The sequence below is a fragment of the Ruegeria sp. AU67 genome (assembly GCF_900312795.1).
Taxonomy (GTDB): domain Bacteria; phylum Pseudomonadota; class Alphaproteobacteria; order Rhodobacterales; family Rhodobacteraceae; genus Ruegeria; species Ruegeria atlantica.
Genome location: NZ_OMPH01000018.1, coordinates 17271 through 41103, shown reverse-complemented (window position 1 = coordinate 41103; position 23833 = coordinate 17271). Strand labels below are relative to the sequence as shown.

Below are 23833 nucleotides of genomic sequence, written 5' to 3'. Positions count from 1 at the left end.
ATGAGCGGATTTGACACTTTTAGTCCAAGGCAAGCATTGGGTTTTTTAAGTTCAAAAGTCTGCTCCCTGATGAAAGCTCGTTCTTTAGAGTGCACTTCACACCTCAGATTAAATTAGTGCTCCAAGAGCATTTCCTTCGGTCAGTCGGACCTGGAGATCTCAAGAGCTGCCTGCACCAGATTTTTCCAAATTGCCTCTACAGACGACCTCTCATTGTTCATTTTGCGAGCGATGCATATGTTCCAACTTGGAGCTCCTTTGACGTTCACCTGGACTAGCTTGCCAGCCTTGATGGCGTCGGAGAACAAGTCTTTTGTGCCGCCACTCAAGTATCCACCTGACCGAACCAAGTTCTCAATGAGCGAAAAGTCATCTGTCTCTATGGCAGGTATCTCTCTCCATCTTGGATCAATTCCGGCTTTGACCAAGATTGCTTCAAATTCAGATTTCCAGTGTTTGTGTAGGAATGGCGATGCAATGGGATAGTTGAATGCCTCTGCAAATAATACCGGCCCCTTTTTTGTGATGGGGTGTCCAGGGGGCGCCACAACGACCAATTCCTTTGATGATACTTTTACGATTTCTAACCCATCTGTGGACGCTGTATGAGTCAGATCTCCGACAAATATGTCGACACTGCCGCCTGACGACAGTTCCTCAGAGTCCGTATCTGCTGAAACTTTGACAGACACCTGAACTTTTTGGATATCCTCTTCAGCCATCTTTAGCGCCGGTGCAACAAGTGACAGGGTCGTTAAAGGCCCGCATACAATCTCTACGCGATCTACACCGCTTGCCGCCCGCGCGATATTCTTGCGAAACTGATCGTTCGAAATTTTCTGTTGCCTACAAAGTTCGACAACCTTCTGTCCGGCGTTAGTCAGCTCAATCCTTGCACCAGAACGCTTAAATATGACCAGGTCTGCATCCCGTTCGGCCTTCTGTATGAGCCTCGTCAACGTAGGTTGTGACAGGTCAAGTTCTCTTGCGGTGGATTTGAAGTTCAGTGTTCTGGAGAGGCTCAACAGTGCACTTATTGTTCGGTCGTCATACATCTTGCGTCCATTTCACAATTTGCAACAATTGTCAAAAAACTTGAAACGCGCGCAGTTGCCAATGATTTTTTTGCTCAGAACGCTAAGGTTGAAAGGAACGATGGCCAATCAACATCGATTTTATGGGTCGCTGACCACTTTTGCCAACGAAGGGAACATCAGATCATGACACGCTGTATGGCAAAGCTGATGCCACTTATTTTCACTGTGTTTTCAACGCAAATCGTAATGGCGGATGAGCGCCCCAATATTCTATTGATCTTAGGCGATGACATGGGTTTCGCAGATATTGGGCCCTTCGGCTCCGAGATTGAGACACCGACGCTGGATGAACTTGCTTCGGAAGGACTCAAGTTTACTAACTTTCGCGCGACTCCTGTTTGCTCCGTCTCGCGCTCTGAGATCCTGACAGGTGCAAACAACATTCAGGTTGGCTTGGCGGCCTTTGACTATGCCGTTTACCCGGATGCTGAAGGAAAGCCAGGCTATGAAGGCTATTTGACCGACAATGCTGTCACTATCGCTCAATTATTGCAGGACGCAGGATATAACACCTACACCACAGGTAAGTGGCACCTTGGGCATCCCACCCGAAACACCGGCAAAGGTCCGCAATCCTGGGGTTTTGATCGTAGCTACGGGATTTACGTCGGCGGCTCCAATCATTGGAACCAAGAGGTCATGCTTCCTGATGAAAAAGACCCTGCAACAGCAGAAGCAGTAGAGAAGGGGCAAATTCCCAAAATATCTCAAGAGGAATTCCATGAAGACGACCGTTTGGTAACTCGCCCTGACGGGGTGTACTCAAACGACCTATACACTTCAAAAATGATCGAATACTTGGAGGGTGGTCGCGGATCTGGCAAACCTTTCTTTGCCTATATGGCTTTCACAACGGCCCACTTCCCAATCCAAGCACCAGCAGAGCTTATCGATAAATACTACGAAATGTATCTGGAGCTGGGGTACGAAGGATTGAGGGAAAAACGTTATGACTCGCTTATAAAGCATGGCGTGATCTCTCCGTCCTCAAAGTACCATGATGGTAAAGAAGACAATTCTGATAATCTTGTTGTACCTTGGTCATCACTGTCGGATGAGCAGCAAAAATACCAAGCAAAGATCATGGCGACCTACGCCGCAATGATTGACTCGCAGGATCAGCACATCAAGAAACTATTCGATTACCTCGATTCCATCGGCGAGCTCGATAACACCCTGATCATTTACCTTACCGACAATGGACCGGAAGGGACGGACTTCCGCGGCAAGTTAAGCAATCCACTATTGAGCAAGTGGGTAGAAGCAAACTTTGACCAAAGTCTTAAGGCCATAGGATCGGCCGACGCACTTTGGCAAATCGGAACAACGTGGGCGAACTCTACGACGGGTGTTTTGACTTTCTGGAAAGCCTATGTTTCCGAAGGCGGAGTGCGAGTTCCTTTCATGATCAAACCACCTTTGGGCTATGAATTTGCCCACTTAGGTCAGAGCACAAATGCTGTTACGAGCATCAAGGACGTTCCTATGACAATCTTGGATTACGCCGGTGTTCAGGCTGATGGCCCAAGGTACGACGCCCCCAATATGGTGAAACCCTCTGGTGTCTCAATGAGGGACTTCGTTGAAGGCAAACAAAACTATGTTCGAAATGAAGATCAGTGGGTCGCCTTTGAGCTTTTTGGAAACACATATGTAATCAAAGGAAATCATAAAGCAGTTCGCATTCGCACTGGTATGTTTGGATCTGGCGAATGGCATCTTTACGACATCGTCGCTGATCCGGGTGAGACTACACCAATTGAGGAACAGTTTCCAGGAAAGCTCGAACAGTTGAAAAAAATCTATCAAGGCTATGCTGACGAGATGGGTATTGTTCCGGTGGCGGAGGATTGGAACCCGTGGACCGTCGTGGGTAAATAAACTGATTTGTTAGCGACCGCTGTCCTTGACATTGCTTTGGACGGCGGCTTTTTCCACAATGTCTGAGGTGTGCCTTGTCTCTCGCTCAATTACTGCTTCTCATATCGTCCGTCGGTCTAGTCCCTATAGCTCTAAGCTATGGCGCAAAACCCAAACTCACGATGAAGCTCCTGTATGGTGCCGACATTAACGACAATATTGCGCATATACTGCGTGCCGTAATGGGTCTTTATTTTGCGGTTATTGCCTCTTGGATAATAGGTATTGCTAATCCGGCATTCACCGATACGTCCCTGATCATTCTCGTGGTTTTTATGTTCGGTTTGGCCGGCGGGCGGGTGCTAAGCCTATTTGCGGAAGGCCGCGTGCACTTTCTTTTGCATGTCTATATGGCGCTTGAAATATTGATTGGCACCGCGGGCTATTACCTACTTTCAAAGTGAGTTCGGCAAGCGAAATCGGGCTCCCACAATGATGCGGAAATTTGGATTGGAGCTCGTCAATATTGCGGATCAAGGAGCGAAAATTGACAACCGTTGCTAACTTTTTTCATTCAGGATCGGATCCGAGTTGGGTACGCGCTGCTCGAAACTTTGCCAACTTGATCCTGACGCTTGTTGTTTTCGCGACCCTGGGCAATCCGGCTACTGCTCAAGATCAAGATGCCGCATCGTCCGCAGCGCAGGCGAATAATCCGCTTGCCAATTTCAAAGCAGTCAATGTCCAGAATTACTATATCGGCGAAATTACGGGAACACGCGAAACGGGCAATCAATTTTGGTTACGGTATGCGCAGCCGGTTAGTTTAGGTGACACGAACTGGATCTTGCGGGCTTCGTTACCGATAAACTCTTTCCCGAGGCCAGGCGGGAAAACTACGGGCGTTGGAGATCTCAATGTATTTGCGGCATATCTAATTGACATTGGAAATCCGGCGGTGAGCTTCGGTATTGGGCCTCAGTTAACCGCGCCAACTGGCTCTACTGACGGTTCGGGGTCTGAAAAATGGTCGGCAGGTATCGCAAATGTATTGTTCAATGCGTCTTCTCCCAAATTCCAATACGGTTACCTTTTGACTTGGCAAGCCAGTTTTGCCGGTGACAGTAATGCGAGCGACGTAAATACCGGAGCATTCCAACCGTTCCTGTTCTACCAGCTAGGAGGAGGTACTTACCTGAGATCAGCCCCGATCATGACCTACGATTTTGAAGCGGACAGCTTCAATGTGCCAATTGGCTTAGGCATCGGGCAGGTATTCAAGAAGAATGACATAACCTACAACGTCTTTGTCGAACCCCAATACTCAGTTGCGAGCAAGGGACCAGGACAAGCGAAGTGGCAAGTTTTTCTAGGCTTCAATACACAGTTTTGAGGGTGATTGTAGAGAAGTCATTTTGGACAGATTTTCTAAAAGCTAAATAAATCCCGATCATACACAAAGCCCTTTGCAATACCGAGCTTCATAGCTGGGCTCTTGTGTTCTTTTACCATGAGGTCGGTGTAGTTATGGGCAAACCTCAGGATATCCACCAGCTTCATGACCATAACCGGATTGTAGTACTGCTTGTAGTACCACAGGCTTTTGCGGCCCGAGGTTGACAAGCCACGCTCAAATCCCATGACCTTGGTCCGTGCCCGAGCGTGATACATGTCTACCGGATGCGTTCCCGCCCGAACTGCGAACTGGGCCATCTGGGCATAGTCTAATCGTGTCGGGTCAGTGCGGAAAATCACCCGCTTATGCGGCTCATTAATGAAGTGGAACGGATAGTGAATGCCGGCCGTTTCAGACTGACCGGTATGATCCATTAGGAGCTCCCTGATATCGGAGAGTGCCATATTGCCAAAGGAGGCTTCCAAAAGGTACTCCATGGCGCCGTCCTGTGGCCTGGAGACAGCCTGATCACCACCTCCAGGCAAGAACCCTGCCTGACGCATCAAATACTCCACGCGCTCTAATTCCCTGTTACCATCAGCCACAAACCCCAGGCGCCGCGGATGGCTTTCATTCTTTGCCATGGTGACGTCTGCAATCCGCACCACTCTCTTCTGCACTTCATTTTTGAACACAGCCAAAAAGGCTGAAGAGACACCCGTATCGCGGTCAACTGAAAAGTTCAGCAGCCGATACTTCCGACCCATCTTCTTCTTGAGCAGCATGATATGCGCAAACTCGGCCGCGTCTTGTCGAACCCTCGCGGCCATCTCAAGGAGCCTGATATCGTCATCAAGCTCTCTTGGCTTTTTGTTACGGTGCCACCTACTTGATTTTGGGTTGGTCGCCTCGTGTCGTTTGCAAATGTACTCGATGTACTCACTGGCAAACCAAATCCGAGCGTTCTCCCGCATAGAACGAGGCTTGTCTTTGTCACCGACAATGTCCATCGCCCTTTCGACGGCAAGCGGGTGAACGTCGGGATCAACATCTGTTGTAGATGCGATGACATACTTGCTATCACTGTGGACGGTGCACATGTGGCGCACTTCTACAAGTTTACGAATACCTTTGTCGGGCCAATTCACCTGAAGGATTTGTGTGTCCGTGGCGAAGTGAGGACAGTCACCTTCAAAAACTTCGGGCAGTCGCTTCTCCCGATCTGCTGCAAAGGCTTGGCATTGCTCATGGATGAAGTCGATCTTTGAATAGACTTCCGGAAGTGATGTATCGAGTAATCGTGAGATAGCTGAAAGTGTCACGCCATTAACCAGCGATCTAAAGACTTTACCATTTAGATCGCTACGCTTTTGTCGCCTCGTTGAGCGACCAATCGAAAAGGTCTTCTTACACGCTTTGCACTGATATCTTGGATCTCCTTTGGCCGTCGTACCGAACTTTCGATACCGGCTCGGCATGAGCCCAACGGTCGCTCCATGATTGCTACATGCAACACTCGGACAACTTTCACGTTTTGTTCTTCTATTCAGGCGGGAGAGCCTTGCGTATTCTTCCGCCAATGCCTTGTTGGATTTGAGGATGCTAGACCGTCCGCAACTTGGGCAAACATAGGTGCGCTGATCTCCGGATCCGGAGACCTTGCCCCGCGCCAAATTCGAACCAGGAGTAGCTGGTCGGCCGCGCCCATCTCGTGGGTCAGGTAATACGCCGTAAAGGTCACAAAGTGGATTGCGGCAAAAATTGACTGAGAAACCTCCAGGCAGGCGAGGAAGTCGAGTTCTCATTTTGTTCGCAGATTTTTGCGAAGCCTTCTTGGGTTCCGGCACGTCACAAGCTCATATTTCTAAACGAAAACGACCAGCAGCCTAACTGCTGGTCGGTAGCTCGTCAACATTTACCTATAGTGGCTTGGGCTGCACAGGCCCGCCTTTTTTGTTTGTGATTAGTCGTCGCGCGACACAACCAGCCTCAGATGTGAACCGGGACGGTCAAATTTTTGCTGATCTTCGGCGAAGCCAGTCTCGACCGTTTGCGACGGTTTGGGAACCTGCACATCCGAAACCGGGCGCAAGTTGGTTTCTGAGATTGTGAACCGAAGGGGTGTTGCACCGATTGCGCCGTCGCTGACAATCACGCCCAGAATGCGGCTGACATCACCCAGATCACTTTTCAGCGGCAACAGAAGCATGCGGGCCTGCAATTGCACACGCCCCAACCGGCCGGATGAGTCCAGCGTCAGATTCGCGACAGCTGGCTTTGCGAATACCTGTTCCGATACGGTTTTGATCTGGTCCCGCGCGCCGGGTTCAAAGAAAGAGGTCAGCGGCATACCGCGCACTTCCATCCCGGCCAGCTGGTTCAAATGCCTCCCGGCCAGACGGAACCGGGTAATTCCAGGGGCGATGCGTTCCAGAACGAAAGTGTATTCCAAAATGTTTTCAAGCCCGCGCGGGTCGATTTGCGACCGCATGGGAACCCCGTCACCTGTCAAAAGTGCCGTCCAATACGCCTCGGCCTGCCGGATGGGCGAAAGGCTGCGCCCGCTGTCAAAACGATCCATAGCGACGATCTTTCCAAAACTTGACCCGAAACCGTTCCCGAAAAAGGTTTTCACCATTATCACCCTGGCGCCTATCGACCGTCATTTTCCTAAAATGCGAAATACTGGGGACCTCTATCCGAGACCGGTGTTCGCAGGTGTAAGACTGACGCAGGTTGATTCAATTTTGGAGTAAATCTTTAACGAATGGTTAACGACTGGCGGACAAAGACAGAGTCAGCAAACTCTTGCCCTGTACGCGCAGTTCGCATTAGGTGCGCCCAGCAAACTGAAAACAGGCAGCTATGGAAAGGGCAGGAATGATTAAATCCATGACGGGTTTCGCCTCGGGCAAAGGGGCGTTTGGGCCGCATAGCTGGACGTGGGAGTTGCGCAGCGTGAACGGCAAGGGGCTGGACATGCGTCTGCGCGTGCCGGACTGGTTGACCGGGCTTGAGGCTGCGTTGCGCGCCGCCATGTCGAAACAACTCAGCCGGGGCAATGTGACATTGTCTTTGCGCCTCAGCAGAGATGAGACGCAGGCGGACCTGGTCCTGAACGAGACTGCCATGGGTGCCGTTCTTGAGGCTGTGGCGCGCACGCAGGAAATGGCCATTGCGCGGGACGTAACCCTTAGGCCCTCGACAGCCGCGGATCTGATCTCGCTCAAGGGTATGTTGGATGCGGGCAGTGATGGGGATGACCCCGGCCCGTTGGTTGGCCAATTGACGACGGAGTTCAGTGGCCTTTTGGGCGAATTCATAGAAATGCGCCAGTCCGAGGGGCGGGTGCTGGCGACTGTTCTCGAAGATCAACTAGGCCAGGTGGCTTCATTGACGGTCCAGGCAGCAGTGCTAGCAGAGCAGCGCAAGGACAAGATGGCCGAGGCGCTGCGGGATAATCTGGCGCGGGTGATGGACAACGCACAAGGGGCTGACCCGGACCGCGTAGCGCAGGAACTGGCGCTAATCACCGTCAAGGCGGACATCACCGAAGAGATTGATCGCCTGAAAGCGCATGTCGTGGCAGCCCGCGATCTGCTGGCGCAGGACGCGGCGGTCGGGCGCAAGCTGGATTTCCTGATGCAGGAGTTCAACCGCGAGGCCAATACTCTGTGCTCAAAGGCGCAAAGCGCCGATCTGACAGCAGTAGGGCTTGAGTTGAAGGCCGTAATAGATCAGATGCGCGAGCAAGTGCAGAACGTAGAATAACCACAGGAGCACCCAAATGGCGGATCGACGCGGCCTATTAATCATTCTGTCCTCGCCTTCGGGGGCCGGTAAATCGACCCTGGCGAAACGGCTAATGCAGTGGGATTCAGAGCTGGAGTTTTCGGTCTCGGCCACCACCCGCGCGCCACGTTCGGGGGAACAAGAAGGGCGCGAGTATTACTTCCTGAGTGAGGATGCGTTCCGGCAGCAGGTGTCTGAGGGGCAAATGCTGGAACATGCGCACGTGTTCGGGAATTTCTATGGCTCACCTGCGGGTCCGGTGCGCGAGTCCATTAACAGCGGCAAAGACGTTTTGTTTGACGTGGACTGGCAAGGTGAGGTGCAAATCCGCAATTCGGATCTGGGCAAGCACGCTTTGTCGATCTTTATCCTGCCGCCGTCTATCCCCGAATTGCGCCGAAGGCTGGAAAGCCGTGGTCAGGACAGTGAAGACGTGATCGCAAAACGTATGCTGAAAAGCTGGGATGAGATTAGCCACTGGGGCTATTATGACTATGTTCTGATCAATGACGATCTGGATGCCACCGAAGAGAAGCTGAAAACCATCGTCAGCGCCGAACGCATGCGCCGCATCCAGCAGCCGAGCCTGCAGAACCATGTCCGCACGTTGCAAAACGAATTTGAGGGCTTGGCATGACCATTTACGCTTTGGGTGACCACGCGCCGCAAATCCACGAAGACACCTGGGTTGCGCCGGACGCCAACCTGATTGGGAAAGTCGTTCTGGAACAGGGTGCCTCGGTCTGGTTCGGCTGCACGATCCGCGCCGACCACGAAGAGATCCGCGTGGGCGAGGGCAGCAACGTCCAGGAAAACTGCGTAATGCATATCGATGCCGGGTATCCGCTGACCATTGGTAAGAACTGCACCATCGGACACAAGGTCATGCTGCATGGCTGCACGATCGGGGAAAATACGTTGATCGGAATGGGCGCGATTGTCCTGAATGGGGCGAAGATCGGGAAAAACTGCCTGATCGGTGCCGGCGCCCTGATTACGGAAGGTAAAGAGATACCCGATAACTCTCTGGTCATGGGGTCGCCGGGCAAAGTTGTGCGGGAACTGGATGAGGCTGCGGCGCAAAAAATCACCTTCAGTGCGCTGCATTATCAACAGAATATGCGCGCGTTTCGCAAAACTTTGAAACCTGTGTCCTAGGTTGATTCCAAACGCATCAAGAGTGACGGAAATGCCAAACGACCTGCTTGCTGAAATTGTGTCGGCCATTCCGATACCCACGCTTATGGTTGATCAGACCGAGCGCATCATAGCGGCCAACACCGAAGCCAGAACAATGCTGGGTCAGAACATCGAAGGCCGTCATTTCGCGACGATCCTTCGGCAACCACAAGTTATCGACGCGATAGAGCAGAGCCTGCGCAACAAGGGTTCGTCCAAAACGCGCCATTTGTCCAATGATGGTGCCCAAGACACCACTTTCGAAGTGCAATGCCGTTACATGAACGGTGTGGGCGCGGTGGAGGGCGGTGCCGTGATGGTCGTTTTCCAGGACGTCACCTATCTGAAGCAGGCCGGACAAATGAGACGCGACTTCGTGGCAAATGTCAGCCACGAATTGCGCACGCCTCTGACCGCTCTGATGGGCTTTATTGAAACATTGCGTGGTCCAGCGCGAGACGATGCAGCTGCCCGTGAGCGGTTTCTGCAGATCATGACCGACGAAGCCAATCGAATGAACCGGCTGGTCGGCGATCTGCTATCCCTGAACCGGGTCGAGAGCGAAGAGCGGGTTCGCCCCAAAGAGCAGCTAGATCTGACGGGCTTGTTGCAATCAACGCTTACGACACTGCGTCCCCTTGCCGAGGCTGCAAATGTGGACCTGACACTTGATACGTCTTCGGGACCAATCTTGGTGGCCGGAGACAGAGACCAACTGCGCCAAGTGTTTACGAACCTCGTTGAGAACGCCATCAAATATGGTGGCAGCGGCGGTAGTGTTGATGTGCGCATTCAGGCATCCGACCGCGACACCGCCATGCGCGGTCCTGCGGTTCGGGTACAGATCGCAGACAAAGGCCCAGGCATTGATGCCGTACATCTGCCGCGCCTGACCGAGCGATTCTATCGCGCCGATAGTCACAGGTCCCGCGAATTGGGCGGTACAGGGTTGGGCCTGGCGATTGTAAAGCACATCGTCAACCGCCATAGGGGCCGGTTGCGTGTCGAAAGCACCCTGGGCAAAGGTTCTGTATTTACAGTGATTTTGCCACGCTGATCTCGGACTTCCAGCGCAGGTCCATTTCGAACGCGAACGGTGTTCCGTTGGGTCAAGTTAAGAAAACGTAAGAAAATCGTTACGTGTCATAAAACCGTTACGAACTTGTCACAAAAGGCTTACCGACGCCTCTTAGGGGTTCGCCCCAAGATCATCATGGGGGTGATCAGAATTTACCTTTCTCAAGGAGACTGTAATGTCCTTTGTTAAACTGTCGGCTTCGGCTCTCACCATCGCTGCTGTATCGGCCACCACGGCCGCCGCTCGTGATCAGGTTCAGGTTGCAGGGTCGTCGACCGTTCTGCCTTATGCCTCGATCGTGGCTGAAGCCTTCGGTGAAAACTTTGACTTCCCGACGCCAGTTGTTGAATCGGGTGGTTCCTCAGCGGGCCTGAAGCGTTTCTGTGAAGGTGTTGGCGAAAACACCATCGACGTTGCGAACGCCTCGCGCGCGATCCGTGAAAAAGAAATCAAAGCCTGTGCCGAAAACGGCGTGACCGACATCATCGAAGTTCAGATCGGTTATGACGGCATCGTTTTTGCATCCGACATCAACGGCAACTCGTTCGAGTTCACGCCGGAAGACTGGTACAAAGCGCTGGCCGCGAAAATCGTTGTAGACGGTGAAGTTGTCGACAACCCGAATAAAACCTGGGCCGACGTGAACCCGGATTTCCCGGCGCAACCGATCGCAACCTTCATTCCGGGCACCAAGCACGGCACACGTGAAGTGTTTGAAGACAAGGTGATCCTGGCGGGTTGTGAGCACCTGGGCGATTTCGAAGTGTTCAAGGCAGCCGCCGGCGACGACAAGAAAGCAGCTGAAAAGCAGTGCATCGCCATCCGCACCGACGGCGTTTCGGTCGACATCGACGGTGACTACACCGAAACTCTGGCCCGCATCGACAGCAACAAAGACGGCATCGGCGTCTTTGGTCTGGCGTTCTACGAGAACAACACGGACAAGCTGCAAGTCGCAACCATGTCCGACGTTGTTCCTTCGACCGAGTCGATCGCAACCGGCGAATACCCGGTTTCGCGCCCGCTGTTCTTCTACGTGAAGAAAGCCCATATCGGCGTGATCCCCGGCCTGAAAGAATACGCTGAGTTCTTCGTCGCTGACGAGATCGCAGGTCCCGACGGCCCGCTGGCAGAATACGGCCTGGTATCCGACCCTGAGCTGGTCAAGGTACAGGAAGCTGTTGCCAACGAAACCGTTCTGGGCGGCGGTTCCTAATCACACATACGAACGGAACCGGGGCGGTTTTTCTCGCCCCGGTTCTTTTTGACTCCATCTCTGCCATCCCCACGGAGTTCTCATGGCGTTATCCTGGCTGTTGCTTATCCTGCTTGCGCTGGCAGTGATCGGATTTTTTGCGGGTCGGTCCCGCGCTCTGGCAAGTGCGGGTGGTAACGTCCGCGATTTGCATTCTTTACCGTCTTACTACGGTTACAACGTTGCGCTGACGGCTCTGGTTCCTGCAGTTGGGGTGCTGATCGTCTGGCTCCTTGCCCAACCGATGATCGTGAACAGCACGGTATCCGAACTTATTCCCGATCATGCAGTGCCCGAAGGCTCGGATCGCGGCCTGATCATGAGCGAAGTGCGCCGTGTCGCCTACGGCCTGGACGGCGCTGTCGCCAGCGGTGCGATGACCGAAACTCAAGCCCGGAACGGCAATGCGGATATCGAAGCGCTGACCAAAACGCTGAAAGACGCAGGCCAGGTTCTGACTCAGGACATCACACAGCCGATTTTGGTCGCAGCACAAAAGTTCCGCAGCATGACGTCCACAGGGACAGTTGCGATGCAAGTCGTAGTGCTGGCGATGGCTCTGCTTGGCGCGGCGTTTGCCTATGTGCGCACTCACAAGGAATTCCGCGCCCGCAACGTGGTAGAGCAGGGGGTTCTGGCCCTTCTATTGCTGGCCGCGTCAATCGCGATCCTGACAACCATCGGCATTGTTCTGTCGATGCTGTTTGAGACGATGAACTTCTTCCAGCTGCATTCATGGAAGGACTTCTTCTTCGGCAGCACGTGGGCACCGAACTTCCGCGGAGGCAGTGAGCTGTCGATCCTACCGCTGTTGTGGGGCACGCTGTACATCTCTGTGATCGCGCTGCTTGTGGCGGTCCCGATTGGACTGTTCGCCGCGATCTATTTGTCCGAGTATGCCTCGGGTGTGACGCGGTCCATTGCCAAACCACTGCTGGAAATCCTCGCCGGTATTCCAACCATCGTTTACGGTCTGTTTGCTCTGCTGACTGTGGGTCCGGCGTTGGTGTCGATGTTCGGCGACGGTGGCATGCTGGGTGTGGGTTGGATGGCCAGCTCAAATGCGGTTCTGACTGCCGGGTTGGTAATGGGGATCATGCTGATCCCGTTTGTCTCGTCACTGTCGGACGACATTATCAACGCGGTGCCACAAACCATGCGCGACGGCTCGCTGGGTCTGGGTGCGACGCATTCGGAAACCGTGCGCAACGTGATCTTACCGGCCGCGCTGCCTGGTATTGTCGGCGCGATCCTTCTGGCTGCCAGCCGCGCCATTGGTGAAACGATGATCGTTGTTATGGCCGCCGGTGCGATCGCCAAATTCTCGGGCAACCCGTTCGAGGCGATGACAACCATCACCACACGGATTGTCAGCCAGCTGACCGGCGATACCGATTTTGCCAGCCCCGAAACGCTAGTGGCCTTTGCGCTGGGTCTGACCCTGTTCATCATCACGCTGGGGCTGAACATCTTCGCCCTCTACATCGTACGCAAATACCGGGAGCAGTACGAATGACCGATATTTCCCAAACGCCTGACGCTGCTCCGAGCGCGAAGCCCAAAGGAGGGTCGCTGTTCGAAAAGGATGCACGCACCAAGCGGCGCAATGCGGCTGAAAGCCGGTTCAAAATGTACGGCATCGCCGCCATCGGGATCGGCTTGCTGATGCTAATTGTGCTGGTGACCAATATTGTCACAGCCGGAACTGGTGCCTTTCAGCAAAGCTTTCTTGAATTGAATGTCGAGCTTAAGGCCGACAAGCTGGACAAGAAGGGCAACCGAAACATCGAGGATATCAAGAAGGTTTCGACCTTTGGCTATGCCCCTCTGATCGCGTCTGCGCTGGAAAGCGAAGTCGAAAAGCTGGGCATCCAGACAGACTTGAAACCCAAGGAGATGGGCAAGATCCTATCCAAGGCGGCGCAGGCTGAGTTGCGAAACTATGTCATCGCCAATCCCGATGAGATCGGCAAGACCGTCAGCTTCCGCTTTTTGGTCAACAGCCGTGTCGATGGCTACATGAAAGGCCGCGTAACCCGCGAGTCGATTGCCAACGACAAAAGCATTTCGGTCGAACAGTTGGATTTCGTGGATCAACTGCGCGATGCGGGTGTGCTGTACAAAGCCTTCAACCTGGATTTCATTTTCGGTGCGGATGCCTCTGATCAACGGCCCGAAGCGGCTGGGATCGGTGTCTCCATGCTGGGTTCATTGTTCATGATGTTGGTGGTTCTGGCCCTGGCCTTGCCCATCGGTGTAGCGGCTTCGATTTATCTTGAAGAGTTCGCACCGCAAAACCGGTTGACCGATATCATCGAGGTCAACATCTCGAACCTGGCCGCGGTGCCGTCGATCGTGTTCGGTATTCTGGGTCTGGCTGTGTTCATCAACTACATGCACCTCCCGACGTCAGCCCCGCTGGTGGGTGGTCTGGTGCTGACACTGATGACGCTGCCGACGATCATCATCTCGACCCGCGCGTCGCTGAAAGCTGTACCGCCATCGATCCGTGATGCGGCGCTTGGGGTAGGGGCCTCGAAAATGCAGGCCGTGTTCCATCACGTTCTGCCGTTGGCCGCGCCCGGTATTCTGACCGGCACCATCATTGGCCTGGCACAGGCGTTGGGGGAAACCGCACCGCTGCTGCTGATCGGTATGGTGGGCTTTATCGCCTCAAACCCGCCCGACGGAATTGTTGCGGGTTTCCTGTCGCCCAACTCGGCCATGCCGGCGCAGATCTATGAATGGTCCAAACGCGCCGACCCGGCCTTTTATGAACGCGCATGGGGGGGCATCATCATCCTGTTGATCTTCCTCGTTACAATGAACACCATTGCGGTACTTCTGCGCCGCCGCTTTGAACGCCGCTGGTAAATGGGGGCTATTATGAATGATATGACACGAGTGGAGAGAACCGTGGACTCCAAAGCCATCAAGATTGCCGCCAACAATGTTCAAGTTTTTTACGGCGACACGCACGCCATAAAAGACGTGGATGTCCAGATCGAGGACAAGACCGTGACGGCCTTTATCGGCCCATCGGGCTGCGGCAAGTCCACTTTTCTGCGCTGCCTCAACCGGATGAACGACACCATCGACATCTGCCGGGTCGAAGGCGATATCCTGCTGGACGGCGAAGACATTTACGACAAGCGTGTCGACCCGGTGCAACTGCGTGCCAAGGTCGGAATGGTGTTTCAAAAACCCAACCCGTTCCCCAAATCGATCTATGACAACGTGGCCTATGGTCCGCGCATCCATGGTCTTGCCAAGAACAAATCAGAACTCGATGATATTGTTGAGAAATCTCTGCGTCGTGCTGCGATATGGGATGAGGTCAAGGACCGCTTGGACGCCCCCGGTACAGGCCTGTCCGGTGGTCAGCAGCAGCGCCTGTGCATTGCCCGTGCCGTGGCGACGGAACCAGAGGTTTTGCTGATGGATGAGCCATGCTCGGCGTTGGACCCGATTGCCACTGCGCAAGTCGAGGAACTGATTGACGAACTGCGCTCGCGCTATTCGGTGGTAATCGTGACCCACTCGATGCAACAGGCCGCGCGGGTCAGCCAGAAAACGGCGTTCTTCCATTTGGGTAATCTGGTTGAATTCGGCGAAACCGGCCAGATATTTACCAACCCCGAAGACCCCCGCACGGAAAGCTACATCACCGGCCGTATCGGCTGAGGACAGGTATTTGAACATGACCGAACAACATATTGCATCCGCATTCGACCGCGACCTTGAAGCGGTTCAGGCCCATATCATGAAGATGGGCGGTCTGGTCGAGGCCGCGATCATGAACGCCGCGCGCTCGCTTGAAACCCGGGATGTCGAATTGGCCCAAGAGGTGCGTCAGGGCGACAAAGCCATTGATGCGCTTGAGGATCTGATCAACGAAGAAACCGCGCGGGTGATCGCGCTGCGGGCACCCACAGCGAGCGACCTGCGTCTGGTTCTGTCGGTTCTGAAAGTCTCGGCAAACCTGGAACGTATCGGCGATTATTCCAAGAACATTGCTAAACGCACCACGGTTCTTGTCGACGCCGGCGAGATCAACGGCAGTGCCGCAGCCCTGCGCCGTATGGCACGCGAGGTTGAGCGGATGTTGCGCGACGCGTTGGACGCCTATATTCAACGTGACGCCGAATTGGCCGCTGACGTGATCCAGCGGGATGAAGAAGTAGACCAGATGTATAACGGCCTATTCCGCGAGTTTCTGACCTTCATGGCTGAAGATCCCCGCAACATCTCGTCGTGCATGCACCTGCATTTCATCGCAAAGAACATTGAACGGATGGGCGATCACGTTACAGCCATCGCTGAACAGGTGGTTTATCTGGTGACTGGGGAACGGCCGTCGGAAGCACGTCCCAAAGCTGATACCACCTCGCAAACCGCCTAGGAGGCAATGATTATGTCCGCTGATCAGCCTACGGTACTGGTTGTTGAGGATGAACTGGCCCAGCGTGAAGTGCTGGCTTACAACCTCGAAGCAGAAGGGTTTCGTGTATCCAAGGCGGCCAATGGTGACGAGGCGTTGCTATTGGTTGATGAAGACAGCCCCGATATCATCGTTCTGGACTGGATGATGCCCAATCTCAGCGGGATCGAAGTGTGCCGCCGCCTTAAAACGCGCCCGGATACACGATCGATCCCCATCATTATGCTTTCAGCCCGGTCGGAAGAGGTCGACAAGGTGCGCGGGCTGGAAACAGGGGCCGATGACTATGTGGTCAAACCGTATTCGGTTGTCGAGCTTATGGCGCGCGTGCGCACACAGTTGCGCCGTGTTCGCCCGGCGACGGTCGGTATCAAGCTTGAATTTGCGGATATCATTCTGGATTCCGAGACACATAAGGTCAGCCGCAACAGCAAGCCGCTGAAACTGGGCCCGACCGAGTTTCGTCTTCTGAGCACGTTCATGGAAAAACCGGGCCGTGTCTGGAGCCGCGAACAGCTGCTCGACCGTGTCTGGGGGCGCGATATCTACGTCGACACCAGAACAGTTGACGTTCACATCGGCCGCTTGCGCAAAGCGTTGACGCAGCATGGTGGTGAAGATCCCGTGCGTACGGTCCGCGGCGCAGGGTATGCGCTGGGGTAAAAACACGGGGCAGGGCGCACTGCCCTGTTCTATGCGGTTTACTCATGGTTCATTGCGAAACTGTAGCTGTTATTTGCGGTTTCGGCAGGGTATTTTGCGGCAAAGCCGACTAAGCGGAGAACCAAAATGAACGCCCCGAACACCAAACCGACATTGCGCGCCAAAGATGCACCTGACATGGGGGCGTTCTCGTGGGACGATCCATTTCGTCTGGCGGATCAGCTAACAGAAGATGAGCGCATGATCGCCGCGAGTGCACAGGCATATTGTCAGGAAAAGCTGCAACCACGGGTTCTGGAAGCCTTCCAGAACGAGGAAACGGACCCGGAAATCTTCCGCGAAATGGGTGAAATGGGCCTTTTGGGCACCACGATCCCCGAAGAATACGGCGGTCTTGGTGGCGGTTATGTGTCCTACGGACTGGTCGCGCGCGAGGTTGAGCGTGTGGATTCTGGCTATCGCTCAATGATGTCGGTACAAAGCTCATTGGTGATGTACCCGATCTATGCCTATGGCAGCGAAGAACAGCGCCGGAAGTACCTTCCGAAACTGGCCAGCGGCGAATGGATCGGTTGCTTTGGTTTGACAGAACCTGATGCGGGTTCTGACCCGGCCGGCATGAAAACCCGCGCGGAAAAGATCGACGGTGGTTATCGGCTGACCGGCAGCAAGATGTGGATCTCGAATTCACCTATCGCAGACGTCTTTGTGGTGTGGGCCAAGTCCGATGCGCATGACGGCAAGATCCGTGGCTTTGTTTTGGACAAGGGTCTCAAAGGTCTGAGTGCGCCCAAAATTCAGAACAAAATGAGCCTGCGGGCATCAATCACGGGTGAGATCGTTCTGGACGGCGTCGAAGTGGGCGAGGGTGCGTTGCTGCCGCATGTTCAGGGCTTGAAAGGTCCGTTTGGCTGTCTGAACCGCGCCCGGTACGGGATCAGCTGGGGCGTCATGGGCGCTGCTGAAAGCTGCTGGCACGGTGCGCGTCAGTATGGTCTGGACCGCAAGCAGTTCAACAAGCCGCTGGCGCAGACGCAACTGTTCCAACGCAAACTGGCTGATATGCAAACCGAGATCGCTTTGGGCCTGCAAGCCAGCCTTCGCGTTGGCCGTTTGATGGATCAGGCCGAAGCCGCGCCCGAGATGATTTCGATTGTTAAGCGTAATAACTGCGGCAAGGCGTTGGAGATCGCGCGGAATGCCCGCGACATGCACGGCGGCAATGGCATCTCACTGGAATTCCAGGTTATCCGCCACATGGTCAATCTGGAAACTGTGAACACCTATGAGGGCACGCACGACGTTCATGCGTTGATTTTGGGGCGGGCACAGACCGGACTTCAGGCCTTCTACTAAGATAATCTAAATATCGCATAATCGGTATTATGGTAAAACCGCAGCATTGGCAATTTCCGGTTTTCCCAAAATTGCCAATGCCTTACGATGCCTTTCAAAACGTCCAATTCGGAGCCCCTGATGAACTTGAAAGGCAAGACTGTGGTGATCACCGGTGCAGCTAACGGTATCGGTAAAGGTCTGGCAATCCGGTTCGCGCGCGAAGGTGCAACGGTCGTATGCGCAGACATAGACACCGAAGCTGCGCGATCCTTGGCCACAGAAATCAACGGACACGCGGTTACATGCGATGTTTCAGACGAAGCCAGTATCAAAGCGTTGATTGATCACGTCGAAGATGAGATTGGCCCGATTGATCTGTTTTGTGCAAATGCCGGCATCCTGACTCTTGGTGGTCTGGACGTTCCGGATGAAGACTGGAAGCGGATCTGGAAGATCAACGTCATGTCGCATGTCTGGACCGCGCGTCATCTCGTTCCGCATATGATCGCGCGCGGCGGTGGCTACATCATGACAACGGCCTCGGCTGCAGGACTTTTGAACCAGCCTGGCGCTGCACCATACGGCGTTTCCAAACACGCCGCCGTAGGCTTTGCCGAATGGCTGTCGCTGACATACAGCCATAAAGGCCTGCGCGTTTCCGTTCTATGTCCGCAAGCGGTTCGGTCCGAAATGACACGCGGCTTTGAGGATTCGGTAGCGTCAATCGACGGTATGCTAGAGCCTGAAGACGTGGCCCAGGCCTGTGTCGAAGCCATTGATTCGGAACAGTTTCTGGTGCTACCGCATTCGAAAGTGTTGGACTACATTCGGCACAAATCCAGTGATTACGACAGCTGGCTTAGGGGCATGAACAAGTTAAATCAACAGTTTACGGGCGATGATTAAAGTTTCTTCTGGGCTTTGCGCATCAGGCCTTCCTGCGTGACCGAAGCAACCAAAGTGCCGTCTTGTGCATAAATCGACCCTCGGTTGAAGTTGCGCCCTCGCCCACTCCATGGCGAATCCATCGAATACAGATGCCAGTTTTCAAAATGGATCGGCGCGTGGAACCACATGGCGTGATCCAGGCTGGCCCCATTGACCTGACCCGTAAACCAGCTGAGGCCATGCGGTCGCATACCTGATCCCATCAGATACATGTCAGACGCGTAAGTGAGCAGCAATTGCTGAGTGGCAGAATCCGCCCCCACTGCACCGGGCATGCGGAACCAGACCTTATTTCGATCGTCCGATATTTCAGGGTGGAACGGATCAAGATGGCTGGCCTCACGGACCTCGATCGGCCGTTCGCGTGTCAGCTCACCACGCATGTGTTTGGGTACCAAATCCACGTATTTCTTGCGCAGTTCAGTGCGCGACGGATAACTTTCCGGATCCTCCATCTGGGGCATCTCATGGTGATGATCCCAGCCTTCATCCTGAATGTGGAACGAGGCCGATACGTTCAAGATCTGTTTGCCATGCTGGATCGCGACCACGCGTCGTGTGGTAAATGAACCTCCATCCCGGGCTCTATCAACTTGATAAATAACAGGAATAGATGGATCGCCCGGGCGAATAAAATACGCATGCAGCGAATGGCACAGCCGATCATCCACAGTACGGTACGCCGCCGCCAGAGCCTGCGACACCACCTGCCCGCCAAAGATTCGCGTCGGAGTCTCGCCGCCTGACCCGGTGCCTCGGAACAGGTCAACTTCGAGCCTCTCGAGGTTCAAAAGGTCAAGAAGGACACGTTCTGCTTCGGTCATTGGCGACTCTCCGGTTGGCTATGAAAAAGGCGTATCAGCGCCATCCGGGTCAATCAACCAACGCGCCCATTACCAGCGCCTTTAGCTCGGATCGGGACGGGTAAGAACTGGACGGCGACAATTGGGTGAAGAATACGGCCGACAGATCGTTGCTGCGGTCAATCCAGAAGAATGTCGAAGCCATACCGCCCCAACTAAAATCACCTAATGACCCAGGTGTTCGGGTTCTGCCAGGGTTTATGATGACAGACCCGGCCAGACCAAATCCCATGCCTTCCATCGGTTGCTCGGCAAAGCTTTGCGGGCCCATCGAGGCGATATCGCCCGGCAAGTGGTTTTGCAGCATGAAGTCGACTGTCTTTGGACCCAGCAAGCGGTGGCCGTTGCCCTGCCCCCGGTTTCGCATCATCTCGGTGAATTTGACGTAATCGTCGATCGTGCTGACCAGACCGCCACCGCCCGAAAAGGTCGTCGCCTTTTCAAATGGGGATGCGCCTGCCTCGTCCGTCAATCGCAGCGTGTCGTCGCCGGTCTCGGCTGAATTCAGCGCCATCGCGTCCCCGGCCAGCGGCGTATAGAGAGACGCGAACCGATCCCCTGCCCCTTTGGGTACAGAAAATCCGGTCTCGGCCATCTCTAGCGGCTCAAAGATCTCTTGCGCGAAGAACTGATCCAAGGTTTTGCCGGACACAACCTCGACCACGCGGCCCAAAACATCAGTGGAAACTGAATATTCCCAACGGGTTCCGGGCTGGAACGCCAATGGCAGTTGTGCCAGTGCGCCGATCCTGTCCTTCAAAGGCCCTAGATTGGGGCTAAAAATCAGCTTCTGTGCATCCATCGCTGCCGGGAGAACACCGGGATTGAACGGATAACTGAATCCGCTTGTGTGGGTCAGTAGCTGATGCAGTGTCGGGGATGGTGCATCTTCGGTTTGATCCAGCCTCTCCGCCTCGGGAACAAGAGCCTGAACGGAAGCAAATTCAGGCAGAAATTCAGAAAGTTGCGCGTCGAGGTGAAACAACCCACGCTCGGCAAGCATCATGACCGCGACCGAGGTGATGGGTTTCGTCATAGAATAGATCCGCACAAGCGTATCGCGCTGAAACGGCAGGTCCTTCTCGACATTTCTGAGGCCACAGGCGTGAAAAAACGCCTCGGACCCGTGGTGGGTCAATAGTAATGAACTGCCCGCGTATTTGCGCTCATCGACATAGCGCTGCATCCAGTCCCGTATGCGGTTCAGGCGGGCAGGATCAAGGGTGGTTTTGCTGCGCATGGGATTCTCGAACCTCCTCGGCGGTTTCGTTGATCTTGACCGGTGACGCACTGAATTGACAGAGGAATTCCTGATTTCCCACATCGTGACCAACGGCCAGTGCGCGCCAGCCTTCCCGCCTGTACACTGGACGCGTTACAGATTCGTCCGGTGGTTCAGAGTTCATTTCACAGATCGTCGTATCGGAGTTTAGACAATGACGCAGACCATAGATTTCATTTTCGATTTTTGCAGCCCAAACGCATTTTTGGCCCATAAGGTCTTGCCCGAATTGGCGGAACGAAATGGCATGCAGGTAAGCTATGTGCCCGTGTTACTGCCGACGATATTCAAGGCGACGCATAATCAGAACCCGTTCGAGGCATTCTCGGAAAACCGCCAGAAAACGGCCTATCTGACCCATGATCTTCATCGCTTTGCCCGCAGACGCGGATTGAATTTTCATATGAGCCCGCATTTCCCGGTGAACACAAAATTTGCCACGCGCGGCGCTGTATTTGCCTCGGGTAAATCATGGGAATCCAAATACATAAACGCAATATTTGATGCGATTTGGGTGCATGGGCAGAAAGTTGACGAACTGGGTGTGCTGATGGATATCTTGCAGGAAAACAAACTTCCTGCGCGCAAGATCCGCGAGGCTATGACGGGTGCTGAGGTAAAGCAGCGGCTCAAAGAGCAATCCAAAGCCGCCGTAAAGCAAGGTGTATTCGGTGTGCCCACAATGTTTGTGGGCACCGAAATGTTCTTTGGCAAAAACAGCCTTGGCAATATTGAGTTGGAGCTTTCCCGGCCATCAGCCTGACGGAATATCTACGATTTCAGTGCTTCCAGCCCGTGTTTTGCAAACACCGGAACATAAGCCCCAAATACCTGCGCGCGTTTGGGATCAGACGCGTTGCCATCCAGTGCGCGCTTGTACACACCCTGTAGAATTCCGGCCATTCGGAAGAAATTGAACGCCAGGTAGAACCCGAAATTTTTGATTCCGGGTAGGCCGCGACGCTGGCAATATCGCCCGATAAACTCTTGATCTGACGGTATTCCCAGGGCTTGACGGTCGATGCCTGCCAACCCGCGCCCCTCGTTTCCGGGGGGTAATTGCCACTGCATGATGACTGCCGCCAGATCTGCGTATGGGTGCCCAATCGTCGACAGCTCCCAATCCAGAACGCCAATGCAGCGCGAACCGTTTTGCTCGAACATCAGATTATCAATGCGGTAGTCACCATGCACCAAAGTTCGCTGACCGTCATCGTTTGGAATGGCCCCCTCAAGCGCGGAAATAAGCGCGTCCATTTCGGGGATGGTCGTTGTCTCGGATGCGCGATACTGCTTGGTCCAACGGGCAATTTGGCGCTCAAAGTAGTTGCCCGGCGGGCCATAATCGGACAGGCCTACCGCGTCCACATCGACGTCATGCAAATCGGCCAGCACGCGGTTCATTTCGTCGAATATACGACTGCGAGTTGGGTTGTCGGCCTCATCCGTCGTAGGTTCAAGGAATACACGCCCCTGCAACCGTTCCATGACATAAAACGCCGAACCGATGATGTCGTCATCCTCGCAAAGCAGCATCATCCGAGGGACCGGAACCGCGCTATCGGCCAGTGCGCTTTGAACGCGAAACTCGCGTTCCACAGCATGGGCTGATTTCAGCAAAACGCCTGGCGGCTTACGGCGCAGCACGTAAGTCTTGGACGGTGTGCGCAGTTCGAAAGTCGGGTTGGATTGTCCAATGGCGAACTTCGTCGCTTCCAGCGGCCCCATGTAACCGTCCAAATTTGCGCTGAGATAGGTGTCTAGCGCCGTCAGGTCGAGTTGTGATTTATCACGCATTTCCAATAACTATTCCCCCGGCCCTATAGTGCTTCGGCGAAGAGATTACCGGCGGTCACCACGTTCAGGCCCCCAGAAACCGGGATAACGGCTCCGGTCACATAGCTGCCGCCACGCCCGCACAGGAACAACAAACACCCGGCGATATCCTCGTCGCGACCTACACGGCCCAACGGAACTGTCTTGCCAACCTTTTCGCGCTTCCCCTCGTCTGCCGTCGCAAAGGCTGTCATCCGTGATACAAATGGTCCCGGCGCAAGCGCGTTAACAGTGACGTGATAGGGCGACAATTCCTTGGCCAGAATCTTGGTCAAGTGCAGCACCGCAGCTTTGGATGCGGAATAGCTGTAGGCACCGTCGCCCATCGGTACCTCACCCATTACCGATCCAACGTTGACCACGCGCGCCGGATCATCAGGTGTTCCGGACTTCATCAGCATCGGCAACAGACGCTGCGTCAGTTCGAACAGACCAGCGACGTTGACGGAATTGACCTTTTCCCACGCGTGATGGGGAAACTGTCCCAGCGGTGAACCCCAAGAGATGCCCGCATTATTCATCAGGATATCAAGGGTATCCGTGCGATTCTTGACCTCATCGACCATGGCCAGAACGCCTTCTTCCGTTCCGACATCTCCGCTGAAACCTTCGGCGCTTCCGGGCGCGTCCAGAGCATTCATCTCGGCCGCGACGGTTTCACAGGCTTCCCCCTTGCGCGACGCGATCAGCACGCGTGCCCCTGCCCTTACAAGCGATTCCGCAGCCATCCGGCCAATGCCGGTGGCACCGCCTGTAACCAGTGCGGTTTTTCCCTGCAGCGAAAATAGGGTTTCAGGGGTCATGG

Annotated in this window: 23 protein-coding genes; 16 read left to right on the top strand and 7 right to left on the bottom strand. The window is 54.3% G+C overall.

Translation table 11 applies throughout. The features are described 5' to 3' along the window. Positions 1-140: 140 nt before the first annotated feature. Positions 141-1055, bottom strand: coding sequence for a LysR family transcriptional regulator (locus DK510_RS07155; protein ID WP_109311511.1), 915 nt, complete (start codon positions 1053-1055; stop codon positions 141-143). A 177-nt stretch (positions 1056-1232) separates the two neighbouring features. Here DK510_RS07155 and DK510_RS07150 point away from each other — a divergent pair, with 177 nt between their 5' ends. From DK510_RS07150 to DK510_RS07140, 3 genes are all read left to right on the top strand, one after another. Further along, a complete protein-coding gene (locus DK510_RS07150; protein WP_160116481.1) occupies positions 1233-2978 on the top strand; it encodes an arylsulfatase in 1746 nt (581 codons plus the stop codon). A 74-nt stretch (positions 2979-3052) separates the two neighbouring features. After that, entirely contained in the window at positions 3053-3421 is a 369-nt protein-coding gene (locus DK510_RS07145; RefSeq protein WP_160116480.1) for a DUF4345 domain-containing protein, read from the top strand. Between the two features lie 83 nt (positions 3422-3504). Then, positions 3505-4350 carry a hypothetical protein gene (locus DK510_RS07140; protein WP_234998966.1) on the top strand — a complete coding sequence of 282 codons (846 nt, stop codon included), beginning with the start codon at positions 3505-3507 and terminating at the stop codon, positions 4348-4350. A 35-nt stretch (positions 4351-4385) separates the two neighbouring features. Here DK510_RS07140 and DK510_RS07135 read toward each other — a convergent pair whose 3' ends face one another. Further along, on the bottom strand, positions 4386-5675 hold the full coding sequence (locus DK510_RS07135; RefSeq protein ID WP_160116479.1) for a hypothetical protein: 1290 nt from the start codon (positions 5673-5675) through the stop codon (positions 4386-4388). Between the two features lie 641 nt (positions 5676-6316). Further along, positions 6317-6934, bottom strand: coding sequence for a PAS domain-containing protein (locus DK510_RS07130; RefSeq protein WP_109311663.1), 618 nt, complete (start codon positions 6932-6934; stop codon positions 6317-6319). A 299-nt stretch (positions 6935-7233) separates the two neighbouring features. On the opposite strand from DK510_RS07130, the gene DK510_RS07125 reads away from it, so the two are divergent. The 12 genes from DK510_RS07125 (at position 7234) to DK510_RS07070 (ending at position 19005) form a co-directional block, all read left to right on the top strand. Beyond that, positions 7234-8124: a YicC/YloC family endoribonuclease gene (locus DK510_RS07125; RefSeq protein WP_109311662.1), complete on the top strand. Its 891-nt coding sequence runs from the start codon at positions 7234-7236 to the stop codon at positions 8122-8124. Between the two features lie 16 nt (positions 8125-8140). Continuing rightward, positions 8141-8782 carry a guanylate kinase gene (gmk, locus tag DK510_RS07120; RefSeq protein ID WP_109311507.1) on the top strand — a complete coding sequence of 214 codons (642 nt, stop codon included), beginning with the start codon at positions 8141-8143 and terminating at the stop codon, positions 8780-8782. Beyond that, positions 8779-9303, top strand: coding sequence for a gamma carbonic anhydrase family protein (locus DK510_RS07115; protein ID WP_109311506.1), 525 nt, complete (start codon positions 8779-8781; stop codon positions 9301-9303). Before gmk ends, DK510_RS07115 begins: the two co-directional genes overlap by 4 nt. 31 nt (positions 9304-9334) lie before the next feature. Beyond that, positions 9335-10381, top strand: a complete 1047-nt coding sequence (locus DK510_RS07110) for an ATP-binding protein (RefSeq protein ID WP_109311505.1) — start codon at positions 9335-9337, stop codon at positions 10379-10381. Between the two features lie 196 nt (positions 10382-10577). Then, positions 10578-11618 carry a substrate-binding domain-containing protein gene (locus tag DK510_RS07105; RefSeq protein ID WP_108858624.1) on the top strand — a complete coding sequence of 347 codons (1041 nt, stop codon included), beginning with the start codon at positions 10578-10580 and terminating at the stop codon, positions 11616-11618. 82 nt (positions 11619-11700) lie between these two features. Continuing rightward, positions 11701-13173: a phosphate ABC transporter permease subunit PstC gene (gene pstC / locus DK510_RS07100; RefSeq protein ID WP_109311504.1), complete on the top strand. Its 1473-nt coding sequence runs from the start codon at positions 11701-11703 to the stop codon at positions 13171-13173. Further along, on the top strand, positions 13170-14531 hold the full coding sequence (gene pstA, locus DK510_RS07095) for a phosphate ABC transporter permease PstA (RefSeq protein ID WP_109311503.1): 1362 nt from the start codon (positions 13170-13172) through the stop codon (positions 14529-14531). Before pstC ends, pstA begins: the two co-directional genes overlap by 4 nt. A gap of 12 nt (positions 14532-14543) precedes the next feature. Continuing rightward, positions 14544-15341 carry a phosphate ABC transporter ATP-binding protein PstB gene (gene pstB, locus DK510_RS07090; RefSeq protein ID WP_108859073.1) on the top strand — a complete coding sequence of 266 codons (798 nt, stop codon included), beginning with the start codon at positions 14544-14546 and terminating at the stop codon, positions 15339-15341. A 16-nt stretch (positions 15342-15357) separates the two neighbouring features. After that, positions 15358-16059 (top strand): phosphate signaling complex protein PhoU, encoded by a 702-nt coding sequence (gene phoU / locus DK510_RS07085; protein WP_058271623.1) that lies wholly within the window; start codon positions 15358-15360, stop codon positions 16057-16059. Positions 16060-16071: 12 nt separating this feature from the next. After that, positions 16072-16761, top strand: a complete 690-nt coding sequence (gene phoB, locus DK510_RS07080) for a phosphate regulon transcriptional regulator PhoB (protein WP_109311502.1) — start codon at positions 16072-16074, stop codon at positions 16759-16761. Positions 16762-16887: 126 nt separating this feature from the next. Further along, entirely contained in the window at positions 16888-18117 is a 1230-nt protein-coding gene (locus DK510_RS07075; protein ID WP_109311501.1) for an acyl-CoA dehydrogenase, read from the top strand. A 120-nt stretch (positions 18118-18237) separates the two neighbouring features. Beyond that, positions 18238-19005: an SDR family oxidoreductase gene (locus DK510_RS07070; RefSeq protein WP_109311661.1), complete on the top strand. Its 768-nt coding sequence runs from the start codon at positions 18238-18240 to the stop codon at positions 19003-19005. On the opposite strand, the gene DK510_RS07065 is transcribed toward DK510_RS07070, so the two are convergent. Both DK510_RS07065 and DK510_RS07060 read right to left on the bottom strand, forming a co-directional pair. Continuing rightward, complete coding sequence (locus DK510_RS07065) at positions 19002-19871, bottom strand: acyl-CoA thioesterase II (RefSeq protein WP_109311500.1); 870 nt, start codon at positions 19869-19871, stop codon at positions 19002-19004. The genes DK510_RS07070 and DK510_RS07065 overlap by 4 nt on opposite strands. A gap of 49 nt (positions 19872-19920) precedes the next feature. Beyond that, positions 19921-21150: a serine hydrolase gene (locus DK510_RS07060; protein ID WP_109311499.1), complete on the bottom strand. Its 1230-nt coding sequence runs from the start codon at positions 21148-21150 to the stop codon at positions 19921-19923. Between the two features lie 196 nt (positions 21151-21346). Here DK510_RS07060 and DK510_RS07055 point away from each other — a divergent pair, with 196 nt between their 5' ends. Further along, the gene (locus tag DK510_RS07055; protein WP_058271630.1) at positions 21347-21955 is read left to right on the top strand and encodes a 2-hydroxychromene-2-carboxylate isomerase; all 609 of its coding nucleotides are present in this window, start codon (positions 21347-21349) and stop codon (positions 21953-21955) included. An 8-nt stretch (positions 21956-21963) separates the two neighbouring features. Here DK510_RS07055 and DK510_RS07050 read toward each other — a convergent pair whose 3' ends face one another. Together DK510_RS07050 and DK510_RS07045 are read right to left on the bottom strand one after the other, a co-directional pair. Continuing rightward, entirely contained in the window at positions 21964-22989 is a 1026-nt protein-coding gene (locus tag DK510_RS07050; RefSeq protein ID WP_109311498.1) for a phosphotransferase family protein, read from the bottom strand. Between the two features lie 23 nt (positions 22990-23012). Next, positions 23013-23831 carry an SDR family oxidoreductase gene (locus DK510_RS07045; RefSeq protein WP_109311660.1) on the bottom strand — a complete coding sequence of 273 codons (819 nt, stop codon included), beginning with the start codon at positions 23829-23831 and terminating at the stop codon, positions 23013-23015. Positions 23832-23833: the final 2 nt, after the last annotated feature.